Source organism: Campylobacter sp. IFREMER_LSEM_CL2194 (assembly GCF_025771685.1).
In the GTDB taxonomy this organism is placed as follows: domain Bacteria; phylum Campylobacterota; class Campylobacteria; order Campylobacterales; family Campylobacteraceae; genus Campylobacter_D.
On sequence record NZ_JAKMQS010000001.1, the window covers coordinates 58,212 to 77,620 of the forward strand.

Sequence of the window (19,409 nt, forward strand, 5' to 3'; positions counted from 1 at the left end):
TTCCTTTATAAATTATCAACTTTTATGATACCTTCTGTTTCAAATTTGGTATTTTCTGCAATCTCAGCAAAACTTAAAACCGTAATATTAATACCAAAATTAGAACAAATATCAGCGATAAATTTTCTAAGTTGTGGCTCAACACAAAGCAAGAAAGGCTTAATTCTTGTATTTGCCACGCTTGCAAGTTCAGCTTTTAAAGCTTCTACCAAAGCGCCGGTTTGAGCTACATTTATCATTAAATGATACGAACCATCTTTAAACTGCACATGCTCCATTAATTTTGCAGCCGCAGCAGCATCAAAAATATAAAAGCTAATTTGTCCTTTTTCATCCACATATAAATTTGTAATTGCTCTTGCTAAAGAAGCCCTTACATGCTCAATAATCATATCCAAACTCTTACTTACTTCAGCTATATCACTAATTGATTCTAAAATTGTAAGCATATCTTTAATAGGAATATGTTCTTTAAGTAAAGCTTTTAAAACTTTTTGGATTAAACCTATACTAGCAACTCTTAAACAATCATCTACCACGATAGGATAATCATTTTTGATTTTATCCAATAAATTTTGAACCTCTTGTTTAGTTAAAAGCTCTGAAGCATTAGCTTTTATAAGCTCACTCATATGGGTTGAAATCACACTTGCTGGATCAATTACAATATAACCATTTAACGTTGCCTCATCTTTTAAAGATGATTCTATCCACAAAGCATCAGAATTAAAAGCAGGTTCTTTAGTAGCTATACCCTCGATAGGCTCAGTGATAAATCCACTATCCATAGCCAGATATTTATCTGGATAAATTTCAGCACTAGCTATACCCACACCTTTGAGCTTGAAAGTATATTCATTAGGCTTTAATTGTAAATTATCTCTAATTCTAATTTTTGGCATCAAAAAGCCTAAACTTTGAGCTATATTGCGTCTTGTTGATCTAATACGCTCTGTTAATTCACTTTCTGCTAATTTAATAAGTCCATAACCTAATTCTAATTCTAAAATTTCTAATTTTAAAATATCTGTGATTTTGTTTTCTTCTTCTTTTAAAATTTCTTCCTCACTGCGTTTTTGAGGTTTAGCTTGCTCTTGCTCATCAGCTTCTTGGGATTTTTTAGCCGAAATTGTATTGATTTGAATTTTACCTTCTTGCACTTGTTTTATCATATAACCAAGACCCAAAAACACCAAAGCCATAAAACCCAAAGAAAAATGTGGTAAACCAGGCACTAAAGCAAAAATAAATAAAACAAAACCTACAATTAATAGTGTTTTGTATTCTCCTAAAAGCTGATTAATAGAACCTTCAGCAAAATTATCCTCATCTTTACTAGCACGCGTGATGATAATTGCAGTTGCTGTTGAAGTGATAAGCCCAGGAATTTGAGAAACAAGTCCATCACCTATTGTTAATATAGTATAAGTTGAAGCACATTCTCCAAGCTCCATATCATGCTGAAAATAACCTATCATAAACCCGCCAATTAAATTTACAATGGTGATAATAATCCCAGCAACAGCGTCCCCTTTTATAAATTTAGAAGAACCATCCATTGCTCCATAAAAATTTGCTTCGGCTATAATTTCTTGGCGTCTTGCACGTGCAGTTTTTTCATCAATCAAACCTGCATTTAAATCCGCATCAATAGCCATTTGTTTACCTGGCATTGCATCAAGGGTAAATCTTGCTTGAACCTCAGAAACCCTTGTACTACCTTTGGTTACAACCATAAAATTAATCAAAACCAAAATACAAAAAACAACCATACCTATAACATAATTGCCACCAACAACAAATTCACCAAAACTTGCCACTATATCACTAACAGCTGCTGGACCTTGATGACCCTCACTCAAAATCATACGCGTTGTAGCAATATTAAGTGAAAGCCTAAAAAGTGTGATGATCAAAATCAACGTTGGAAAAGTTGTTAAATCCGTAGGCTTTGGTATATACAAAGAAATTAAAATAATTAAAACTGAAATGGCAATACTTAAAGCAAGAAAAAAGTCTAAAACTATACTTGGTAAAGGCACTATAATAATTGCTAAAATTGCAATAATTACGGCTACTATAGTTAAACTTTTTGCCTTTAAAATAGGTGCAACAAGCGGAGCAACCCAAGGCAATACTAAGCTAAAAATATCTCTTTTAGCCATTATTTTGAATAATATCCTCTAAGGTAATAGAAACTAAAAAATCATCGATTTTATTTTGAAGTTTCACTAAAACTGGCATAATTTTGCAATTATCCTCTTTTTGAGAAGGACAAATTCCATTACTACATTCAAAAACATTAATAGATTTTTTCTCTACGCTATTGATAATTTCTTTTAAAGTGTATTCACTTGGCTGCTTAATAAGCGCAAAACCACCCTTAGCTCCCTTGTAAGACTTCAAAAGTGCATCTTTAGCAAGAGCTTGTAAAATTTTTGCTAAAAAACTTTTAGGTATATCTAAGACATTTGACATAGTATCTACATCTTGTGGTTCTTGGGATTTTGCTATATGAATTAAAGATAATAAAGCATATTCGCTAGCTTTGGTAAATAACATTTGTTCCTTTCAAGTTATAAATAAAATATATTATTGGTTATTAATAAAAATTTTTATTATATCAAAAATAAGTATCGATAAATATTAAATTTCATATTTTTTAAATTTCAGCATTCTTTTTGGTTTTTTAGTTATAATTACACTTTTTATTTTAATACCGCTCAGGAGGTCTATTATGGCTTTAGATTCGGCTAAAAAAGCAGAAATAGTTGCAAAATTTGCTAGAAAAGAAGGAGATACAGGTTCTCCAGAAGTTCAAATCGCACTTTTAAGCGCAAGAATTTCAGATTTAACAGAACATTTAAAAATCTACAAAAAAGATTTTTCTTCTCGCTTAGGTCTTTTAAAGCTTGTTGGTCAAAGAAAAAGACTTTTATCTTATCTAAAAAGAAAAGATTATCAAGCTTATTCTAAATTAATTAGCGAATTAAATTTAAGAGATAAATAAGCTTCGTGCTTATTTATCTTTATACATTTTTTATTACATTTATTTACTACTACTTTAATTTAAGTTTTCAAAATTTCATCGTTTTATTCACAAGAGTTTCACAGTGTGAATTTACCTTCTAAGCACCTAAAAATAGCACTTTAAGTTTTAAACTAAAAAACATTTTTCACATTTAATTTTATTAATTTTTAATATTTTTTCACTTTTGCTATAAAAAACCCATCTGCATAGTCATCTGGTAAAACTCTTTTAGCAAATGATAAATCAAATTCATCACTCTTTGCACATATAAAATCAACATTAATCAAATTAAAATCAAGCAATTCTAATTTAAAATTTTCATTTCTTAATGCATTTTCTAAAACTGCTTCATTTTCTTCTCTTAAAAATGTACAAGTGCTATATACTAATTCTCCGCCATGTTTTAAAGCTAATAATGCTGAATGCAAAAGCTTTTTTTGCAAATTTGCAATTTGCTTAATTTCTTTTGTGTTTTTTTGGATTTCAAAACCCATTTTTGCAAAAGTTGAGCAAGGTGCATCAAGTAAAATTTTATCAAATTTCAAAGGACAAGCCTTGCCTATAATGCGTGCGTCTTTTAAGAAACATTTTGCAATTTTAACTTGATAATTTTCCATAGTTTTTTTTAAGGTAAAAAAACGTGTTTTAGATAATTCACAACTTGCTAAATAACCCTCATTTTGCATAAAATTAGCTAAATTTAGACTTTTTCCACCAGGAGCTGCACACATATCCAATACACTCTCACCAGCTTTAACACCCAAAGTTTTAGCGCATAAATACGAAGAATAATTTTGTATATAAAACTTACCCTCATTAAAAGCTTTCATTGAGCTTAGTTTGCTTTTGAAGATACTTGGAATTTTATAACAATTCAGATCAATTTTTTCAAATTCTATATTTTCATTATTTAAAATTTCTTCTAATTCATCATTATCAACAAGCAAGGAATTTCTAAAAATATTAATATATTTTTCTTGATTAAAACTTTGAAGGATTTGTTCTTTTTGCTCTTTTGTATAAATTTCATCTAAAGTTGTATTTAAATCAAGTAAGGCCATAAAAATCCTTTAAAAACAAATACGCAGCTAAAGAATCAAGTTTGCCATCTTTTTTCTTTAAATTCACCATGCCAAGTTCTTGTGCATTTTTAGAACTAAAACTCTCATCGACAAAAAAAACTTCTTTGTCAAAATCAAGTAAAGATATGAAATGTTCCACCCTTTTTCGCATTTCATCTTCACTAGATCCACCTAAAGGAATTCCTACTACTAAAGTATTTATATCATACTCTTTGATGTACTTTTTTACCTCATTTGCTGCTTGGTTACGGTTTTTTCTAATAATAGCTTCAAGTGGCATAGCTATACTTTTATTAACACACAAAGCAACACCAATACGCTTTAAGCCTATATCTAATGCTAAAGTTTTCATAAGCAAGATCTTATTTTCACTCCAGATATTTCCACTAAACCCTCAAGTTCATACTCATAAACTCTATCGCCAAATTTTTTCAAAACTTTTTCTAAATCGTCTTCATGTTTTAAAAAACTTAACAAATCATCTTCACTTTGCTCATAATGAAGCTCTCCAAACATTTTTGCAAATTCATCAAAATCATGAATTAAATTTGCCTTTTTTGTAGCTAAAAGCAAATTTGTTCCTTCGCTTTCATTTTTCCTATGAGGTAATACATATATAGGTTTATTCATACCTAAAGCAAGTCTTGCACTTTGCATAGAACCACTTTTTAAATCAGCTTGAGCTATTATAACAACCTCGCTTAAAGCAATAATAAGTCTATTTCTTAATAAAAAATCATAGGGTTTTGCCTTGTAATTTCCTTCATTTTCACTTAAGGCTAATGCATTTTCATAAATATTTAAAATTTCATTTGTGTTTGCTTTTGGATAAATCTCATCAAGCCCATTAGCAAATATAGCTATGGTTTGAGGGTAAGCTATTTTAGCTGCTTGGATATCAACCCCCAAAGCCCCGCCACTTACCACACAAACCTTAGCTTTTTTTAACAAAGTCACCAATTCAACAAGACAATTTTTGGTATAAACACTCATTTTTCTAGAACCTATAACAGCTACTTTTCTAGCATTTAAAAGCTCTAAATTACCTTTATAATAAATCTTTGAAGGCGGATTTAAAAGATTTTTAAAATCTTCAATATTCTCAATAAATTTCATTTAAATACACAAGCTCAACTGAATTTAGCAATTCTTTACTTTGCACCAAGGCTTTAAAAGTCTTTTCTCTTGGATGACCAATAGCAATAGCAAAACCTTTCTTTTTTGCCTCTTCTACTGCTTGTCTGAGTTGGTTTTTAATATATGCTATATCATCTTCATTATCCAAAAAAACATCTCTAGCTATATAAGGTTGTTCAAAATGACTTACTAAATTTTTAGCTTTAGAATTTCCTATAGTTCTTGAATCTACAAAAATAAAATCATTTTGTTTAAAGGCGCTAAATAATTTTTCCATAGCCTGCTTATTTGCAGTAAATAAACTTCCTGTGTGGTTGTTAATAAATTTTACTTTTGGAAATTGCTCTTTTACAAAAGCTACGCGCTTGCTTATTTTTTGCATATCATCACTAGGGTGTAAAGTGTTTAATTCTGCCTTGTCATATTTTATAGCAGCAAGAGGCAAATGCACCATAAAAAAGTCAAAATCCTTTGCAAACTCAGCTGTATAAGGATGGCGTTTATCAGGTGGAAAAAAAGATGGGATTAATTTTAAATTTGTTTTTTTAAGCATATCTACATGAGTGTGACTTGCCATATCATCTATGATAATTGCTAGACGAGGTTTGGTATTTTTTTGCACTAGGATTTGAGTTTTATTATCCTCATTTTTATCTGATATATTTTGCTCTTTATTGATTAATTCTTTGCTTGTATTTTGATCTATTACTTCTAAAATTAAAGTTTGATTATCCTCTTTAGTTTGATTTAACTCTGTATTTACAGGGTTTAAATTTAAAATTTCACTAATATTTTTATCTAAAAATTCTAATTTTTCATTTTCTAAAGTCAAATTTATATCATTAAAACTAAAATTATTTTCTTGCTCTTTTGTAGGTGGTAATGGTTCTTTTTTAACTATGGTTTGATTATAGTCTAAGGTTTTATTTTCTTCTTTTTTTAAAAACAAAGCTCCAAATGCAAAAAGAAAAATTCCAAACACAATAAGACAAAGTGCTAGAAGCACTTTGTATTTTTTATTTATAGTTTTCAAATTAGTTTTTATCTTTATCAACTAATTTTTTAGCACTAATCCAAGGCATCATAGCGCGAAGTTCGCGTCCTGTTTTTTCTATCAAAGAATCATTCATTAATTTACGCTCTGCGTGCATTCTTGCAAAATTTGCTCTTCTTTCTAAGATAAAATCTTTAGCAAAACTTCCATTTTGTATGTCTTTTAAAACACCTTTCATAGCCTCTTTAGTTTCTTTGGTAATAATCTTAGGCCCTGTGATATAATCTCCATATTCAGCTGTATTAGAAACAGAATATCTCATATCAGCAATACCGCCTTGATAAATCAAATCCACAATTAATTTCATTTCATGTAAACACTCAAAATACGCCATTTCAGGCTCATATCCTGCTTCAACTAAGGTTTCAAAACCAGCTTGGATTAAAGCACTAAGTCCTCCACAAAGCACTGCTTGCTCACCAAATAAATCTGTTTCAGTTTCAGCTTTAAAAGTCGTTTCTATAATACCTGTTCTACCACCACCTATAGCACTAGCATAACTTAAAGCTAAATTTTTAGCATTTTTACTCTCATCTTGGTGAATAGCAATTAAACAAGGAGTACCCCCACCTATACTAAATTCATGTCTTACAGTATGACCAGGAGCTTTAGGAGCTATCATAATCACATCTATGCCTTTTGGAGCAACAATCTGTCCATAATGGATATTAAATCCATGTGCAAATGCTAGAGTTTTACCTGCCTTTAATTCAGGTTTAATTTCTTCATTAAAAATTTCACTTTGAATTTCATCAGGAGCTAAAATCATAATCAAATCTGCTTCTTTAGTAGCTTCTTTTACACTTTTTACTATAAAATTTGCTTTTTGAGCTTTTGCCCAACTTTGTCCGCCTTCTTTTAAGCCTATGATAACATCTACACCACTATCTCTTAAATTCATAGCATGAGCATGACCTTGAGAGCCAAAACCTATAATAGCTACTTTTTTTGATTTTATTAAATTGATATCACAATCTTTATCATAATAAATTGACACAGCCATTATGCACTCCTAAAATTAAAATTAAAGCAAAGATTATAACTAAAAAATATAAATTTAATCCTTTTATGATAAAATTTAACTTTTGAAAAATTACTATAAAGAGTCTTATGAAAGAATTATTTAATCAACTAAGTTATGGTCTCAATGCTAATGAAATTACCAATAAAAATAAGCAAATAATTAGAGAATTATTAACTTGTGATATTATTAAATTTTATAAAAACAAATACTATTTAAAAGATGGCTTTACTTTTGGTAAGATTGATATTTCTGTTAATGGAACGGGATTTTTAGAAAGTTTTGATCCTGCTTTTAAGCGTGATTTGCTCATAGAAAATAAAAATTTAAAAGGAGCAAATTATGCTGATATAGTTGTGGCAAAATTACTCCCTCTTAAAAAAAAGCGTCCAAGTGCTAAAGTTATTTTAATACTTAAAAGAGCCCATGAAACATCTTTGGTTATGACTAAAAAATACGGCGAAGCAGTCCTTGGAGTAAATATTCAAACAGGGCTTACATGTGCCTTAAAAGCCTCTCAAAAATCTTTAAAAGCCCTGCCTTTAGGAACTATTTTAAAAATAGAAAATCATGATAATAATATCACCGAAGTGATAGGGCATATTGATGATGATTTTGTGGATGAAAAAATTTCCTTAGCACTTTTTAATAAAAATGCAATTTTTGATAATTTATGTGAAAATGAAGCAAAAGCTTATGGAGATAAAGTTGATGCAAGTATGTATCCATCAAGAAAAGATCTTAGAAATTTAAATTTTTGCACCATTGATCCAATTGATGCAAAAGATTTTGATGATGCAATTTATTATGATAAAAATGAACATGCCATTTATATAGCCATAGCTGATGTAAGCGCTTATGTGCATGCTTATAGTGCTATTGACAAAGAAGCAAGATCAAGAGGCTTTTCGATTTATTTTCCTCATATTGCCATACCTATGTTGCCAAGAGCTTTGAGTGAAAATATTTGCTCACTAAAACCTAATGAAGATAGGTTAGCATTTTGTTTTAAAATAAGTTTAGATCAAAACAATGAAGTGATTAAAGAAGAGCTTTTTGAGGCTATTATCAACTCAAAACGCCGTTTTAATTATGATGAAGTTGATGAGTATTTACAAACGCAAGAAGATTTAGGTGCGATTAACTGGCTTTATGAAGTTTTTAAAATCACTCAAAATTTACGCAAAAAACGTCTAAAAAATGCTTGTGAGTTTAAAACCCAAGAGCTAAGAATGACTTTAGATGAAAATAACAAACTCATAAAAACACGCCTTGAAAATGACACAGCCTCACATAATTTAATCGAAGATTGCATGCTTTTAGCCAATAAAGCTGCAGCAAAACTCATTGATATAGGAGTTTTTAGAAATCACTTAAGTCCTGATTATAAAAAAATAGATCAATTACTAGCTGATCTTTCAACACTTAGTATAGATATTAATCCTAAAAATAATGTCATAGAATTATTTAAAGACATTCAAGTCTTAGCAAATGAGCTAGATATAAGAGAAGAAGTAGATAAGCTCATCATCAAAGCACAAAAAAAGGCAGAATATTCTAGTGAAAATGCGGGACATTTTGGCTTAGGTTTTGATAAATATACCCATTTTACAAGTCCTATTAGAAGGTATTCTGATCTTATTTTACATAGACTTTTAAAAGCCAAAATCAACAATGATGAAAAAATGTTTAATTATTTACTTTTAAATATACAAAGTACTTGTGAGGAATTAAGCTTACTAGAAAGAGAGGCGGATAAAGTTGCTTGGCATTTCATGGATAGAAAATTTGCAAGATGGGCAAAAGAAAATATAGGAAAAAGATTTAAGGCTTTGGTGGTAGAAAATCAAAGTTCATTACAAGTAAAATTAAATGATGAAATTAAAGGAGCTTTGATTACCATCATAGGTTCAAGGGCAAATTTATTAGAAAATGTAGAAGTAGAAATCACTGAAGTAGATATTGTTAGTGCTAAAATTTTTGGTAAAATTACCAAGCATTTTAGTTTAGAAAGAAACCAAGATGTATAAAAATCAACTCCAAAGCTTACTTAATGGCAATAATTTTCCTAATTTTTTCTTACTTTATGGAGCGGATAATTTCCAAATAGAGCTTTATGCTAAATTTATTAAAGACAAATACTCTTTTGATGAGAGTTTAAGATTTTATTTTGAAGAATATGATTTTAAGCAAGCTTATGATTATTTATCTAGTGCTTCCTTATTTAGTGAGAGAAAACTGCTAGAAATCAAAACTCAAAAGAAAATCCCAAGTAAAGAACTCAAACAACTTTTACAGCTTTGTCAAAATTCGCAAGATAATTATTTTTTACTTGAAATTTATGATGAAAGCTCCAAACAAAGCGAAGCGGAAAAAATTTTTGCTAATAATTTTTGTAGATTTTATAAGGTAAATTCAGCCAAAGAAGGTATGGAATTACTAGCTTTAAAAGCCAAAGAATTAAATATTAACATCACTCAAAATGCCCTCTATGCTCTTTTTTATAATTTTAATGAGAATTTGTATTTAGCAGCTAATGAGTTAAATAAATTTAGCGGTTTAAATATCGATGAAAAAATTATTCAAGAGCATTGTTATAGCTTAAGTACTATTAACTTTGAAAGTTTTTTTGATAAATTAATGCAAAAACAAGATTTAAGAAACGAATTTGAAAATATTTTAGAAAATTATAATGAAATAGCACTGATTAACGCCTTATATGCAAATTTTTCTAGACTTTTTAAAATTGCATTACATGTTAAAATTTATGGAAATTTAGACTTAAAAGAAATTTTAGGCTATGCCCCGCCTATTTCTGTGACACAAAATCTTCAAAAACAAGCTCTTGTGATCAAAATATCACAATATAAACATATCTTTTTAACACTTTGTAATTGCGAATATGAATTAAAAAAGAATTCTAAAATAGAAAAAAAAGAGTTTTTAATCGCAACACTTTTACAACTTAGCTCCATATTAAAAAGTTAAATTAAGAAAACTTATGGTAAAATAAAATTTGCATTTTATGCAAAATCCTTGCCTAAAAATTTTAGGCTTTATATCCATAAGGAGAAATTAAATGAGACATTATGAAGTTTTATTCATATTAAAACCGACACTTACAGAAGAAGAAGTAAGTGCTAAGTTGGAATTCGTAAAAGAAGTCCTTACAAAAAATGGCGCAGAAATTGAAAGCGTAGTTCCAATGGGAACAAGAAAACTTGCGTATAAAATTAAAAAATACGAAAGAGGAACTTATTTTGTGATTTATTTCAAAGCTCCTACAAATTTAATAGCAGAGCTTGAAAGGGTATTAAGAATCACTGAAGAAGTAATTAGATTTTTAATCGTAAAATATGAAAATAAAAAAGAAATTGCAGCTTGGGAAAAACTAAGCAAAGGTATCAAACAAAATAAAAAAGAAATCAAAGCTAGTGAAAATACAGAAGGCTAATTAATGTTTAATAAAGTCGTTTTAGTAGGTAATCTTACAAGGGATATAGAGATGCGCTATGCTCCATCAGGTAGCGCGATAGGCTCTTCTGCTATAGCTGTAACAAGAAGATTTAGTACAAATACAGGAGAAAAAAGAGAAGAAACCTGCTTTATCGACATTAGTTTTTTTGGTAGAACAGCAGAGATTGCTAATCAATACCTTAACAAAGGTAGTAAAGTTTTAATTGAAGGTCGTTTGAGATTTGAGCAGTGGAGCGATCAAAATGGACAAAATAGATCAAAACACAGCATTCAAGTTGAGAATTTAGAAATGCTAGGTTCAACTGTACAAAATAACCAACAAAACAATTTTGACAATCAAAATTATGGCTATAATCAAAATTTTAACCAACAACAAAGTTTTGATCCTTATGCTCAAGTACAAACTAGAACAAACCCATCTAATACTTATCAAAATCCTCAAAAGGAAGCTCCTATGAAGGAAATTGATATTGATAAATATGATGATGATACAGAATTACCATTTTAAAGGAAAAAACATGGCAGAAAAAAGAAAATATTCACGTAAATATTGCAAATATACAGAAGCTAAAGTTGATTTCATAGACTATAAAGATACAGCATTGCTAAAACATGCTTTATCAGAAAGATTTAAAATCATGCCACGCCGTTTAACAGGTACTAGCAAAAAACACCAAGAAATGGTTGAAGTTGCTATTAAACGTGCAAGACATGTAGCACTTATCCCTTATATCGTAGATAGAAAAGAAGTTGTTACTAATCCTTTTGAAGGACTATAATTATTAAATCAATCCCAAGCTTAAAAGCTTGGGAAAATAAAAGGTTGTCTTATGTTTTCAGATATAGAATCTGAAATTTATGCTATTTTACTTGCTTCTGTTGCTATTATAGCAGTCTTAAATCCTTTTGGAAATCTTCCACAATTTATCGCAATGACTGAGGGCTTAGATGCTGATACGAGAAAAAAACTTTTTAGAAATATCATTTATACTGCATTTTGTATTGTTTTAGTTTTTTTACTTTCTGGACCGTTTATTATGAAATATTTATTTAAAATAGATATTAATGATTTACGAGTTGCGGGTGGTTTGATTTTAATCATTATGAGTACTAAAAACTTACTTTTTACTCCATCAAGTTCTCAATTTCAACATTATCAAGGATTAAGTCATAAAGAATTATTGAAAAAAAGTATAGTTCCAATGGCATTTCCTATGCTAGTAGGACCTGGAACACTTTCAACGATAGTGGTTATTTCAGAAGATCAAAATTTAACTATAGCTATAGCTTCTGTACTACTTACCTTTGCTTTTATTTTTGCTTTATTTCACTTTTCAGCTACCATTGAAAAAGTCATAGGAAAACTTGTACTTTATGTTTTTTCACGTATTGCTTTAGTTTTTATTATGGCTATGGGGGTAAAAATGATAGCCATTGGAGTTCAAACTTACATTCAATCTAATTTAGGATAAACAAAAAAACTTTTTTGTAAAAACACTTCTTCATTTACCGCTTTATTACCATTTAGTAACACACTAATATTTACAGCTATAATGCTTTTTGCATTAACATCATTTGCTATCAATTTATATTCTTTACACTCACCTAAAGGATAAGCATAATCAATTCGTATTTTTATATTATTATATTCAAAATTATATTCATTTAAACATTCTTTACCCTCTAAATAGGCTTGATATAAAAAATATTTAGAAAGCTCTTTTGCATCATAAAGCAAAATCTTTCCTTGAGTATAAAGAGTTAAATCTTTCATAATTCTTGGAGAATATGAAGAAATTTTTATTATAAATACCATAACAAAAGAGACAAATAAAATAAAAGATATTGTATAAACCATAGCAAACGATTTTTTCATAAAAACATCCACTTAAATAAACATTCATTTTGACTTTTATCACATATTAAAACTTTTAGTGCCTTATCATCTTGCTTGAAAATAAGCTTTGAAATATTTTGAGCTAGTAAAAAAGATCGTTTGTTATGATTTAAATCATCTATTTGCATATAAATATTTTCATTTTCTAAATATACTCTAACATAAGCATATAAAATAGTATAAAATCCACTAAATTTCTCATTATTAAAATGGATTTTCTCTCTATCATTCACTAATGCTTTATAAATTTTTGAATTTTTTATATCATAAAAATACATATAATCATTAGCATATATTTTCAACTTTTTTTCACTATGCATATCTTTATAATTACTTAAAATTCCTTTAGAACTTCCATTTTCTATAAAATGTAAATTGCTTTTTGGACTAAAAAAACTTTCATTGTTTTCTAAAATAATGCCACTAAAGTTTAATTTTTTCAATGATACATCATAAAAAATATCATCATTTGCACTCATATAGCACTCAAAAGAACTACTTGTCAATGTTGCATTTAAACAAGAATGATAAATTTTTTCCATACTAAGCAAAGTTTGATTTAAATTTAAAAATACTGTGTTGTAATTTTTAATTTTGTAACTATGATTATAAAGATGTATAGCCGGATTGCTTAAGATAACAATCAATACACCAAAGATAACAAGGCTTAGCGCAAGCTCTAATAAACTAAAAGCTTTTTTCATCTATAAAGGCTTCTTTATAGGATAAATCTTTTATTTTTAAAGATTTGAGTTTAAACTCATCACTAGTGTATTCTAAAAAGTTATAAGTATTTATATTTACTTCTTTTGCTTTATATGAAGGATTTTGCATAAATAATTCTTTTTCTTCATTAAAAAGGATTTGATTTTGCCATATAACATTTAAAGATTTATTTGCAAATATAAGATAATAAGATCCAAAAACAAAAGATAAAATTACAATACAAAAAGCAAGCTCTAGGAGACTAAAAGCTTGCTTCATTTATTTAAACTTGCATTAAAAGCTTCAAAAAAGGCACCGCGTAAAGCTCTTTTTTCCAAAGCTTCAATTCCTTTTATAGTTACTCCTGCTGGAGAACAAATTTTTTCTTTAATAATAGCAGGATGTGTATGATTAAATAAAGCACTAAAGCTTTCAAAACAAGCACGAGTAAGCTCATAACTAAGCTCATTTTTTAGACCATTTTTCACACCTGCATTTGCTAAACTTTCTGCTACCAAAGCCAAAAACGCAGGAGCACAGCCACTTAAAACCATAGCCACATCAAATTCTTTTTCATTTTGCAAACTTATGGCTTTACCAAAAGTATTTAACAAAGATAAAATTTCATCTTTATATAAATCATTTTCCATCAAATACGCAGTCGCTGAGGCTTTAAATTCAGCTGCTGTATTTGGCATGATTTTTATATAATTTTGCGCATTAACACAATGAAGTTGCTCAAAAGTAGTATTTGCTAAAACTGAAATAAGCCATCTTGCCTTGCCTTTTAATTTAATAGCTACTTCTTCTAAAGCATAAGGTTTAAATGCTAAAATAACATTTTTATCTTCTAAATCAAATTCTTCATAAGATAAAACTTCTAAATTTAAGCTACTAGCTTTTTTTAAATCCCTAGCAACAATAACTACTTTATAAGTATCTTTTAAACCTTTAGCTATAGCACTTGCCATAGCGCCATTTCCTAAAATATAAATTTCAGACATTATTTTGCTTGTTTAATAAAAGCTGAAATCTTTTCAGATTGAAAATAATTAGGATATTTGCTTGTATCTAAAATCACTTGTACTAAAGAATTATTATCATAATTCATCACAACAGGTGCTAAAAAATTAACTGTAGATTCTTCTAATGGCTCATTAATAGCGACAATAACAAATACACCAAAATTAGTTTGTTCATTTAAAGCTAATAATTCTTGATAATAATCAGGTACTTCAAAATCATAATCAGGACGGATCATATAAGGATCAATCATCACAAAAGAAAAATCTTTACCATCAAGGCTTTTAAGTCTATAAAAAACCTCATCTATTTTATAAAAGTTCATATTTTTGGTATCTTCAAACCCCAAAATAGGACATTTAACCTCTAAGTTCATTTTGCCTCCTAAAATCTATTGACTAAGAAATTACAACTCATAAAGCAATTTTAGTTCCAACTTTTTAAATTATGCTAATTAAAACTTTTTGATTATAATTTTAATTCAAAAATTAACATTTTCATAAACATAAAAACACTATAATTATAAACTATATAATTTTACAAGGTAACATCATGAAAAAACTTTTTATTTTTTCGCTTATTATTGCAGGTTTATTTTTAGGAGCATGCAGCTCAAAAAAAGCCGAAGATTTGTATAATCTAAGTTCGATGGAATGGTATCAACAAATTATAAAAGATTTACAAGAAAAAAATCTTGAAGCAGCTGATAAACATTATACTTCAATGGCAGCTGAACATATAGCTGATCCATTATTAGAACAGACCTTGCTTATATTGGCTCAAGCTCACATTAGTGAAGAAGAGTATGAAATGGCAAATTTTTATCTTGATGAATATTTAAATAAATTTGGTGATTCACAAAATGTAGCTTATATAAGATATTTAAAAATCAAAGCCAAATTTGACTCTTTTGCTGTTCCAAATCGTAATCAAGCACTAATGTTAAAAACAATAGAAGAAATCAAAGAATACAATCAAAGCTATCCTAATGTGCAATATAATGATTTAATTGACACCATGCTTACTAAATTTAATCTTGCGGTTTTTTATCTTGATACCAGCATAGCAGAGTTATATCATAAAAAAAATAGAGAGCAAAGCTATGAGATTTATAAGCAAAAAATAGAAAATTCCGATTTTAATAAAATCGATATGATTAAACCAGAACTTCCATGGTATAGAAAAATATTTGAAGAAGGTATAATGTAATGAAATTAGAAAATACTCAAAACTATCCAACAAAACTTCCTGTTCTTGTGGAAGATGAGCTTTTTTTATACCCTTTTATGATAACACCAATTTTTTTAAATGATATGCAAAATATCAAAGCCTTAGATACTGCTTTACAAAATGAAAGCATGATTTTTGTAGCACCATCTAAGATTGAAGGTGGACGTGGTTTTGATGAAATTTATGATTGTGGGGTTATTGGAACCATTATGAGAAAAGTTCCATTGCCTGATGGTAGAATTAAAATTTTATTTCAAGGTTATGCCAAAGCTAAGATAGTTGAAAAAATTTCAGATGACCCCTTACTTGCTCTAGTTGATTTAATCCACCAAGAACCATTATGCAGCACAAAAAAAGAAGCAATCATCGAAGTAGTAAGAGAAAAAGCTAAAGCTTTATCTACTGTGAGTCATTATTTTCCACCCGATCTTTTAAGAACCATAGAAGAAGATGTCGAGCCTGGTAGAATTTGTGATTTAATACTAAATTCCATTAAAATCAAAAAACAACAAGCGTATGAATTTTTCATCGAAACTAATTTAGAAACCAAGCTTTTAAATTTAATTGATTATTTAGCTAAAGAAATTGAAGCAAATAAAATTCAAAAAGAAATCAAAAACAAAGTTCATTCTAAAATAGATAAAGTCAATAAAGAATATTTCCTAAAAGAACAGCTCAAGCAAATTCAAAGAGAGCTTGGAAGTGACATACAAAAAGAAAGCGAAGTAGAAGAATATAATAAAAAATTAGAAAAGAAAAAAGCTTTTATGTATGAAGAAGCTTATAAAGAAATCAAAAAACAAATTCAAAAATATGAAAGAATTCATCAAGATAACTCAGAAGCCTCTATGGTGCAAACTTACATAGAAACGGTTTTAGATATACCTTTTGAGCACTCCTCAAAGAAAAAACTAAATTTAAAAGATGTATCTTTACAACTCAATAGTGATCACTATGCCCTAGAGAAACCAAAAGAACGTATTGAAGAATATTTTGCAGTAAAAGAGCTTTTAGAAAAACGCAAAATTAAAGATAGAGATGGTGCAAAAGTTATCTTGTGTTTAGTTGGACCTCCAGGTGTTGGTAAGACTTCTTTGGCAAATTCAGTCGCAAAAGCATTAAAAAGAGAATTAGTACGCATAGCTTTAGGCGGTTTAGAAGATGTAAATGAATTAAGAGGGCATAGAAGAACCTATATAGGAGCTATGCCAGGACGCATTATACAAGGACTTATAGAAGCTAAACAAAGTAATCCTGTAGTAGTGCTTGATGAGATTGATAAACTAAGTCGCAACCATAGAGGAGATCCAAGTGCAGTTTTGCTTGAAATCTTAGATCCTGAACAAAATACTAAATTTAGAGATTATTACCTAAATTTCAACATCGATTTAAGTAAAATCATTTTCATAGCCACAGCAAATGATGCAAGTTTAATCCCACCTGCTTTAAAAGATAGAATGGAATTTATAGAGCTTAGCTCTTACACCCCTCAAGAAAAATTCCAAATAGCTAAAAACTACCTCATACCTGATGAAATAAAAAAACATGGTCTTAAAGAAAAAGAAATTAGCTTTGATGATGAAGCCATAGAATTAATAGTCAGTGAATATACTAGAGAATCAGGTGTAAGAAATTTAAGAAGAAAGATTGCTGAAGTTTGCAGAAAATGCGTTAAAAAACTTCTTTTAGAGGAAAATACTAAACACATTCAAATTAATACTGAAAATTTAAAAGATTTTTTAAACAAAAAAGTCTTTGAAATAGAAAAACATGAAAAAGAAAATAAAATCGGTCAAGTAAATGGACTTGCATGGACTGCAGTGGGTGGAGATGTTTTAAAAATAGAAGCTATTAAAATCAAAGGCAAAGGCGAGTTAACTCTTACAGGAAGTTTGGGTGATGTTATGAAAGAATCAGCAAAAATTGCTCAAAGTCTTATTAAAAATTTAATTGATGAAGAACAAATCAAAACACCAAAAAATCTTTTTTATAAAAAAGATGAAAGCATTTACAATCAATACAATCTTCATATTCATGTTCCAGATGGCACAACACCAAAAGATGGGCCAAGTGCAGGTATAACAATCACCACAGCTATTGCCTCTATTTTTAGTGACAAAAAAGTAAGATCTGATGTTGCAATGACAGGAGAGATTGACTTAATGGGCAATGTTTTACCAATAGGTGGTTTAAAAGAAAAATTAATCGCTGCTTATAAAGCTGATATTAAAACAGCTATTATTCCACATAAAAACTACGAAAGAGATTTAAAAGATATCCCAGAGGAAGTAGTAAAAAATATGAAAATAATTGGGGTAAAAACTTTAAATGAAGTATTAAAAATAGCTCTTGTGTAAAAACTAGAAGCTTATTAAGCTTCTAGTTTATCCATAATTAATTTGCTATCTTTTTCTAACTCTCTTATATCACTAATAATTGAATCATAATCTTCTTTTGAAATATTTTCTTTTTTAGCTATTTCTATAGCTTTATTTGCAGAGTGTTGTATTTTTTCGCTCTTAGAATCCATTTCATTTTGAGAGATTAAAGGACAGAAAATACTTTTTGCATCTTCATCTTTACATAGACTAGAGATTGGATCAAGATTTTGTAGATTTTGCTGAGAACCATTAAGAGTTAGATAAACATCTGATTTATATAAAATATGATCTATTTTCATAGCCGATAAAGTCAAATCAGAAGCAAAATTAACAAATTCTTTTCCTAAATGAGAGCTTTTATCCTCTAATTCTCTAAATGCTTCGCTAAAATCAGCGATTTTACTGTTAGAAGAATTTGCAATATCAAATACCTTTTCACTATTTTCTTGTATTGAGCCAATTTCTTGATTCATTACTTGAATTGCCAAGGTAATCTCGCCAGTTGCTTTTTGTGTTTTTTCAGCAAGTTGTCTTACCTCATCTGCAACCACAGCAAAACCCCTTCCATGTTCACCCGCACGAGCAGCTTCAATAGCCGCATTTAGCGCAAGAAGATTAGTTTGATCTGCTATATCTCTAATAACTTCTACAATTGCATTAATACTCTGAGCATTAGATGCAAAAGTATCAACAGCTTTTTTACTCTCATCAGCCACTTGCATCATAGAAGAAATCGAATCTTGTAAATTGCCCACTTCTAAACCATTCTTTTGAGCAGTATCTGATATTATTTTAATATCACCAAAAACTTCCCTCATCAACTTAATAATACCATTTAAAGCAGAAGATAAGTCATTTAAATTTTTATTTTGGCTATTTAAACTCAAATCCATCAATTCTCTTGATAAAGCATTTTTAAAAACAGATTTTCCTGTTTTTTCTATATCATCTAAAGCTTTATTGATAAAGTTAATATTATGAACAAAAATTCCTTTTAAACCTTCAGGAATAGCTCTTCTAAAATACTCACCCTTTTGAGAACAAGCAATAGAAGTATTAATTTCTCTCAAATAAGCTTCTAAACCATCTATAGTATTATTAAGATTATCCGCAATTTCTTTAAGTTTTTTATTGCTACATTTAATATATACAATTCTTGAATCAAAATTACCATTTTTTAATTCTCTGCTAAGATCTAAGATTTTATCACCAAATTGATCTTCTTTTTTTAAAACAACAAAAGCAAAAGCAAACAATAATAACAAAGCTAAAGAAAACCCAAAAGAAATAAAATCCATAAAATATATAGAATTTGCACAAGATAAAATACCCAGACCAATACCAACTAATACTATATTTTTCATCAACATC

General features: G+C 28.8%; 22 protein-coding genes. 9 read left to right on the forward strand and 13 right to left on the reverse strand.

All coding sequences use genetic code 11. The features are described from left to right. Positions 1 to 5 precede the first annotated feature (5 nt). Positions 6 to 2,165, reverse strand: coding sequence for a flagellar biosynthesis protein FlhA (gene flhA, locus L8V79_RS00305; protein WP_263678690.1), 2,160 nt, complete (start codon positions 2,163 to 2,165; stop codon positions 6 to 8). Further along, complete coding sequence (locus L8V79_RS00310) at positions 2,158 to 2,562, reverse strand: Rrf2 family transcriptional regulator (RefSeq protein ID WP_263663184.1); 405 nt, start codon at positions 2,560 to 2,562, stop codon at positions 2,158 to 2,160. Before L8V79_RS00310 ends, flhA begins: the two co-directional genes overlap by 8 nt. Positions 2,563 to 2,737: 175 nt before the next feature. Here L8V79_RS00310 and rpsO point away from each other — a divergent pair, with 175 nt between their 5' ends. Further along, a complete protein-coding gene (gene rpsO, locus L8V79_RS00315; protein ID WP_012661650.1) occupies positions 2,738 to 3,010 on the forward strand; it encodes a 30S ribosomal protein S15 in 273 nt (90 codons plus the stop codon). A 188-nt stretch (positions 3,011 to 3,198) separates the two neighbouring features. On the opposite strand, the gene L8V79_RS00320 is transcribed toward rpsO, so the two are convergent. Genes L8V79_RS00320 through ilvC form a run of 5 tightly spaced genes read right to left on the reverse strand, consistent with a single transcriptional unit; the run spans position 3,199 to position 7,307 of the window. Further along, positions 3,199 to 4,092 carry an RsmB/NOP family class I SAM-dependent RNA methyltransferase gene (locus L8V79_RS00320; protein ID WP_263702071.1) on the reverse strand — a complete coding sequence of 298 codons (894 nt, stop codon included), beginning with the start codon at positions 4,090 to 4,092 and terminating at the stop codon, positions 3,199 to 3,201. Continuing rightward, positions 4,079 to 4,465: a Holliday junction resolvase RuvX gene (ruvX, locus tag L8V79_RS00325; RefSeq protein ID WP_263678693.1), complete on the reverse strand. Its 387-nt coding sequence runs from the start codon at positions 4,463 to 4,465 to the stop codon at positions 4,079 to 4,081. The genes L8V79_RS00320 and ruvX overlap by 14 nt, the downstream gene beginning before the upstream one ends. Beyond that, a complete protein-coding gene (locus L8V79_RS00330) occupies positions 4,462 to 5,229 on the reverse strand; it encodes a DNA-protecting protein DprA (protein WP_263678695.1) in 768 nt (255 codons plus the stop codon). Before L8V79_RS00330 ends, ruvX begins: the two co-directional genes overlap by 4 nt. Then, complete coding sequence (locus tag L8V79_RS00335) at positions 5,216 to 6,283, reverse strand: divergent polysaccharide deacetylase family protein (protein WP_263702072.1); 1,068 nt, start codon at positions 6,281 to 6,283, stop codon at positions 5,216 to 5,218. The genes L8V79_RS00330 and L8V79_RS00335 overlap by 14 nt, the downstream gene beginning before the upstream one ends. Position 6,284: 1 nt before the next feature. Then, a complete protein-coding gene (gene ilvC / locus L8V79_RS00340) occupies positions 6,285 to 7,307 on the reverse strand; it encodes a ketol-acid reductoisomerase (protein WP_263678698.1) in 1,023 nt (340 codons plus the stop codon). A gap of 107 nt (positions 7,308 to 7,414) precedes the next feature. Between ilvC and L8V79_RS00345 the strand changes: the two genes are divergently transcribed. From L8V79_RS00345 to L8V79_RS00370, 6 genes are all read left to right on the forward strand, one after another. Further along, positions 7,415 to 9,355 (forward strand): VacB/RNase II family 3'-5' exoribonuclease, encoded by a 1,941-nt coding sequence (locus tag L8V79_RS00345; protein ID WP_263702073.1) that lies wholly within the window; start codon positions 7,415 to 7,417, stop codon positions 9,353 to 9,355. Continuing rightward, on the forward strand, positions 9,348 to 10,313 hold the full coding sequence (holA, locus tag L8V79_RS00350; RefSeq protein ID WP_263702074.1) for a DNA polymerase III subunit delta: 966 nt from the start codon (positions 9,348 to 9,350) through the stop codon (positions 10,311 to 10,313). Before L8V79_RS00345 ends, holA begins: the two co-directional genes overlap by 8 nt. Positions 10,314 to 10,404: 91 nt before the next feature. Beyond that, positions 10,405 to 10,779 (forward strand): 30S ribosomal protein S6, encoded by a 375-nt coding sequence (gene rpsF / locus L8V79_RS00355; protein WP_263663175.1) that lies wholly within the window; start codon positions 10,405 to 10,407, stop codon positions 10,777 to 10,779. A 3-nt stretch (positions 10,780 to 10,782) separates the two neighbouring features. After that, entirely contained in the window at positions 10,783 to 11,310 is a 528-nt protein-coding gene (locus L8V79_RS00360; protein WP_263663174.1) for a single-stranded DNA-binding protein, read from the forward strand. A 10-nt stretch (positions 11,311 to 11,320) separates the two neighbouring features. Continuing rightward, positions 11,321 to 11,581, forward strand: coding sequence for a 30S ribosomal protein S18 (rpsR, locus tag L8V79_RS00365; RefSeq protein ID WP_039618521.1), 261 nt, complete (start codon positions 11,321 to 11,323; stop codon positions 11,579 to 11,581). A 51-nt stretch (positions 11,582 to 11,632) separates the two neighbouring features. Beyond that, positions 11,633 to 12,274, forward strand: a complete 642-nt coding sequence (locus L8V79_RS00370) for a MarC family protein (protein WP_263702075.1) — start codon at positions 11,633 to 11,635, stop codon at positions 12,272 to 12,274. Here the strand turns inward: L8V79_RS00370 and L8V79_RS00375 are convergent. From L8V79_RS00375 to fliW, 5 genes are read right to left on the reverse strand one after another with little or no spacing between them, the layout of a single operon-like run. Beyond that, complete coding sequence (locus tag L8V79_RS00375; protein ID WP_263702076.1) at positions 12,256 to 12,678, reverse strand: hypothetical protein; 423 nt, start codon at positions 12,676 to 12,678, stop codon at positions 12,256 to 12,258. The genes L8V79_RS00370 and L8V79_RS00375 overlap by 19 nt on opposite strands. Beyond that, positions 12,675 to 13,403 (reverse strand): type II secretion system protein, encoded by a 729-nt coding sequence (locus tag L8V79_RS00380; protein WP_263702077.1) that lies wholly within the window; start codon positions 13,401 to 13,403, stop codon positions 12,675 to 12,677. The genes L8V79_RS00375 and L8V79_RS00380 overlap by 4 nt, the downstream gene beginning before the upstream one ends. Next, a complete protein-coding gene (locus tag L8V79_RS00385) occupies positions 13,387 to 13,683 on the reverse strand; it encodes a hypothetical protein (protein WP_214114776.1) in 297 nt (98 codons plus the stop codon). Before L8V79_RS00385 ends, L8V79_RS00380 begins: the two co-directional genes overlap by 17 nt. Beyond that, positions 13,680 to 14,408, reverse strand: a complete 729-nt coding sequence (locus L8V79_RS00390; protein ID WP_263702078.1) for a pyrroline-5-carboxylate reductase — start codon at positions 14,406 to 14,408, stop codon at positions 13,680 to 13,682. The genes L8V79_RS00385 and L8V79_RS00390 overlap by 4 nt, the downstream gene beginning before the upstream one ends. After that, a complete protein-coding gene (fliW, locus tag L8V79_RS00395; protein ID WP_263663168.1) occupies positions 14,408 to 14,803 on the reverse strand; it encodes a flagellar assembly protein FliW in 396 nt (131 codons plus the stop codon). The genes L8V79_RS00390 and fliW overlap by 1 nt, the downstream gene beginning before the upstream one ends. Positions 14,804 to 14,979: 176 nt before the next feature. On the opposite strand from fliW, the gene bamD reads away from it, so the two are divergent. After that, positions 14,980 to 15,636 carry an outer membrane protein assembly factor BamD gene (gene bamD / locus L8V79_RS00400; RefSeq protein WP_263663167.1) on the forward strand — a complete coding sequence of 219 codons (657 nt, stop codon included), beginning with the start codon at positions 14,980 to 14,982 and terminating at the stop codon, positions 15,634 to 15,636. After that, positions 15,636 to 18,014, forward strand: coding sequence for an endopeptidase La (lon, locus tag L8V79_RS00405; protein WP_263702079.1), 2,379 nt, complete (start codon positions 15,636 to 15,638; stop codon positions 18,012 to 18,014). Before bamD ends, lon begins: the two co-directional genes overlap by 1 nt. 14 nt (positions 18,015 to 18,028) lie before the next feature. Here the strand turns inward: lon and L8V79_RS08185 are convergent, their stop codons facing one another. Next, the gene (locus L8V79_RS08185) at positions 18,029 to 19,408 is read right to left on the reverse strand and encodes a methyl-accepting chemotaxis protein (protein ID WP_412175165.1); all 1,380 of its coding nucleotides are present in this window, start codon (positions 19,406 to 19,408) and stop codon (positions 18,029 to 18,031) included. Position 19,409 lies beyond the last annotated feature (1 nt).

What these genes read in the sequence shown, in the direction of transcription:
- lon (WP_263702079.1), top strand. Translation starts at nt 15,636, where the DNA reads ATGAAATTAGAAAATACTCAAAACTATCCAACAAAACTTCCTGTTCTT.
- rpsR (WP_039618521.1), top strand. Translation starts at nt 11,321, where the DNA reads ATGGCAGAAAAAAGAAAATATTCACGTAAATATTGCAAATATACAGAA.
- L8V79_RS00310 (WP_263663184.1), bottom strand. Translation starts at nt 2,562, where the DNA reads ATGTTATTTACCAAAGCTAGCGAATATGCTTTATTATCTTTAATTCAT.
- fliW (WP_263663168.1), bottom strand. Translation starts at nt 14,803, where the DNA reads ATGAACTTAGAGGTTAAATGTCCTATTTTGGGGTTTGAAGATACCAAA.
- holA (WP_263702074.1), top strand. Translation starts at nt 9,348, where the DNA reads ATGTATAAAAATCAACTCCAAAGCTTACTTAATGGCAATAATTTTCCT.
- L8V79_RS00375 (WP_263702076.1), bottom strand. Translation starts at nt 12,678, where the DNA reads ATGAAAAAATCGTTTGCTATGGTTTATACAATATCTTTTATTTTATTT.
- rpsO (WP_012661650.1), top strand. Translation starts at nt 2,738, where the DNA reads ATGGCTTTAGATTCGGCTAAAAAAGCAGAAATAGTTGCAAAATTTGCT.
- L8V79_RS00360 (WP_263663174.1), top strand. Translation starts at nt 10,783, where the DNA reads ATGTTTAATAAAGTCGTTTTAGTAGGTAATCTTACAAGGGATATAGAG.
- L8V79_RS08185 (WP_412175165.1), bottom strand. Translation starts at nt 19,408, where the DNA reads ATGTTGATGAAAAATATAGTATTAGTTGGTATTGGTCTGGGTATTTTA.
- L8V79_RS00380 (WP_263702077.1), bottom strand. Translation starts at nt 13,403, where the DNA reads ATGAAAAAAGCTTTTAGTTTATTAGAGCTTGCGCTAAGCCTTGTTATC.
- bamD (WP_263663167.1), top strand. Translation starts at nt 14,980, where the DNA reads ATGAAAAAACTTTTTATTTTTTCGCTTATTATTGCAGGTTTATTTTTA.
- L8V79_RS00385 (WP_214114776.1), bottom strand. Translation starts at nt 13,683, where the DNA reads ATGAAGCAAGCTTTTAGTCTCCTAGAGCTTGCTTTTTGTATTGTAATT.
- L8V79_RS00345 (WP_263702073.1), top strand. Translation starts at nt 7,415, where the DNA reads ATGAAAGAATTATTTAATCAACTAAGTTATGGTCTCAATGCTAATGAA.
- L8V79_RS00370 (WP_263702075.1), top strand. Translation starts at nt 11,633, where the DNA reads ATGTTTTCAGATATAGAATCTGAAATTTATGCTATTTTACTTGCTTCT.
- ilvC (WP_263678698.1), bottom strand. Translation starts at nt 7,307, where the DNA reads ATGGCTGTGTCAATTTATTATGATAAAGATTGTGATATCAATTTAATA.
- rpsF (WP_263663175.1), top strand. Translation starts at nt 10,405, where the DNA reads ATGAGACATTATGAAGTTTTATTCATATTAAAACCGACACTTACAGAA.
- ruvX (WP_263678693.1), bottom strand. Translation starts at nt 4,465, where the DNA reads ATGAAAACTTTAGCATTAGATATAGGCTTAAAGCGTATTGGTGTTGCT.
- L8V79_RS00320 (WP_263702071.1), bottom strand. Translation starts at nt 4,092, where the DNA reads ATGGCCTTACTTGATTTAAATACAACTTTAGATGAAATTTATACAAAA.
- L8V79_RS00330 (WP_263678695.1), bottom strand. Translation starts at nt 5,229, where the DNA reads ATGAAATTTATTGAGAATATTGAAGATTTTAAAAATCTTTTAAATCCG.
- L8V79_RS00390 (WP_263702078.1), bottom strand. Translation starts at nt 14,408, where the DNA reads ATGTCTGAAATTTATATTTTAGGAAATGGCGCTATGGCAAGTGCTATA.
- flhA (WP_263678690.1), bottom strand. Translation starts at nt 2,165, where the DNA reads ATGGCTAAAAGAGATATTTTTAGCTTAGTATTGCCTTGGGTTGCTCCG.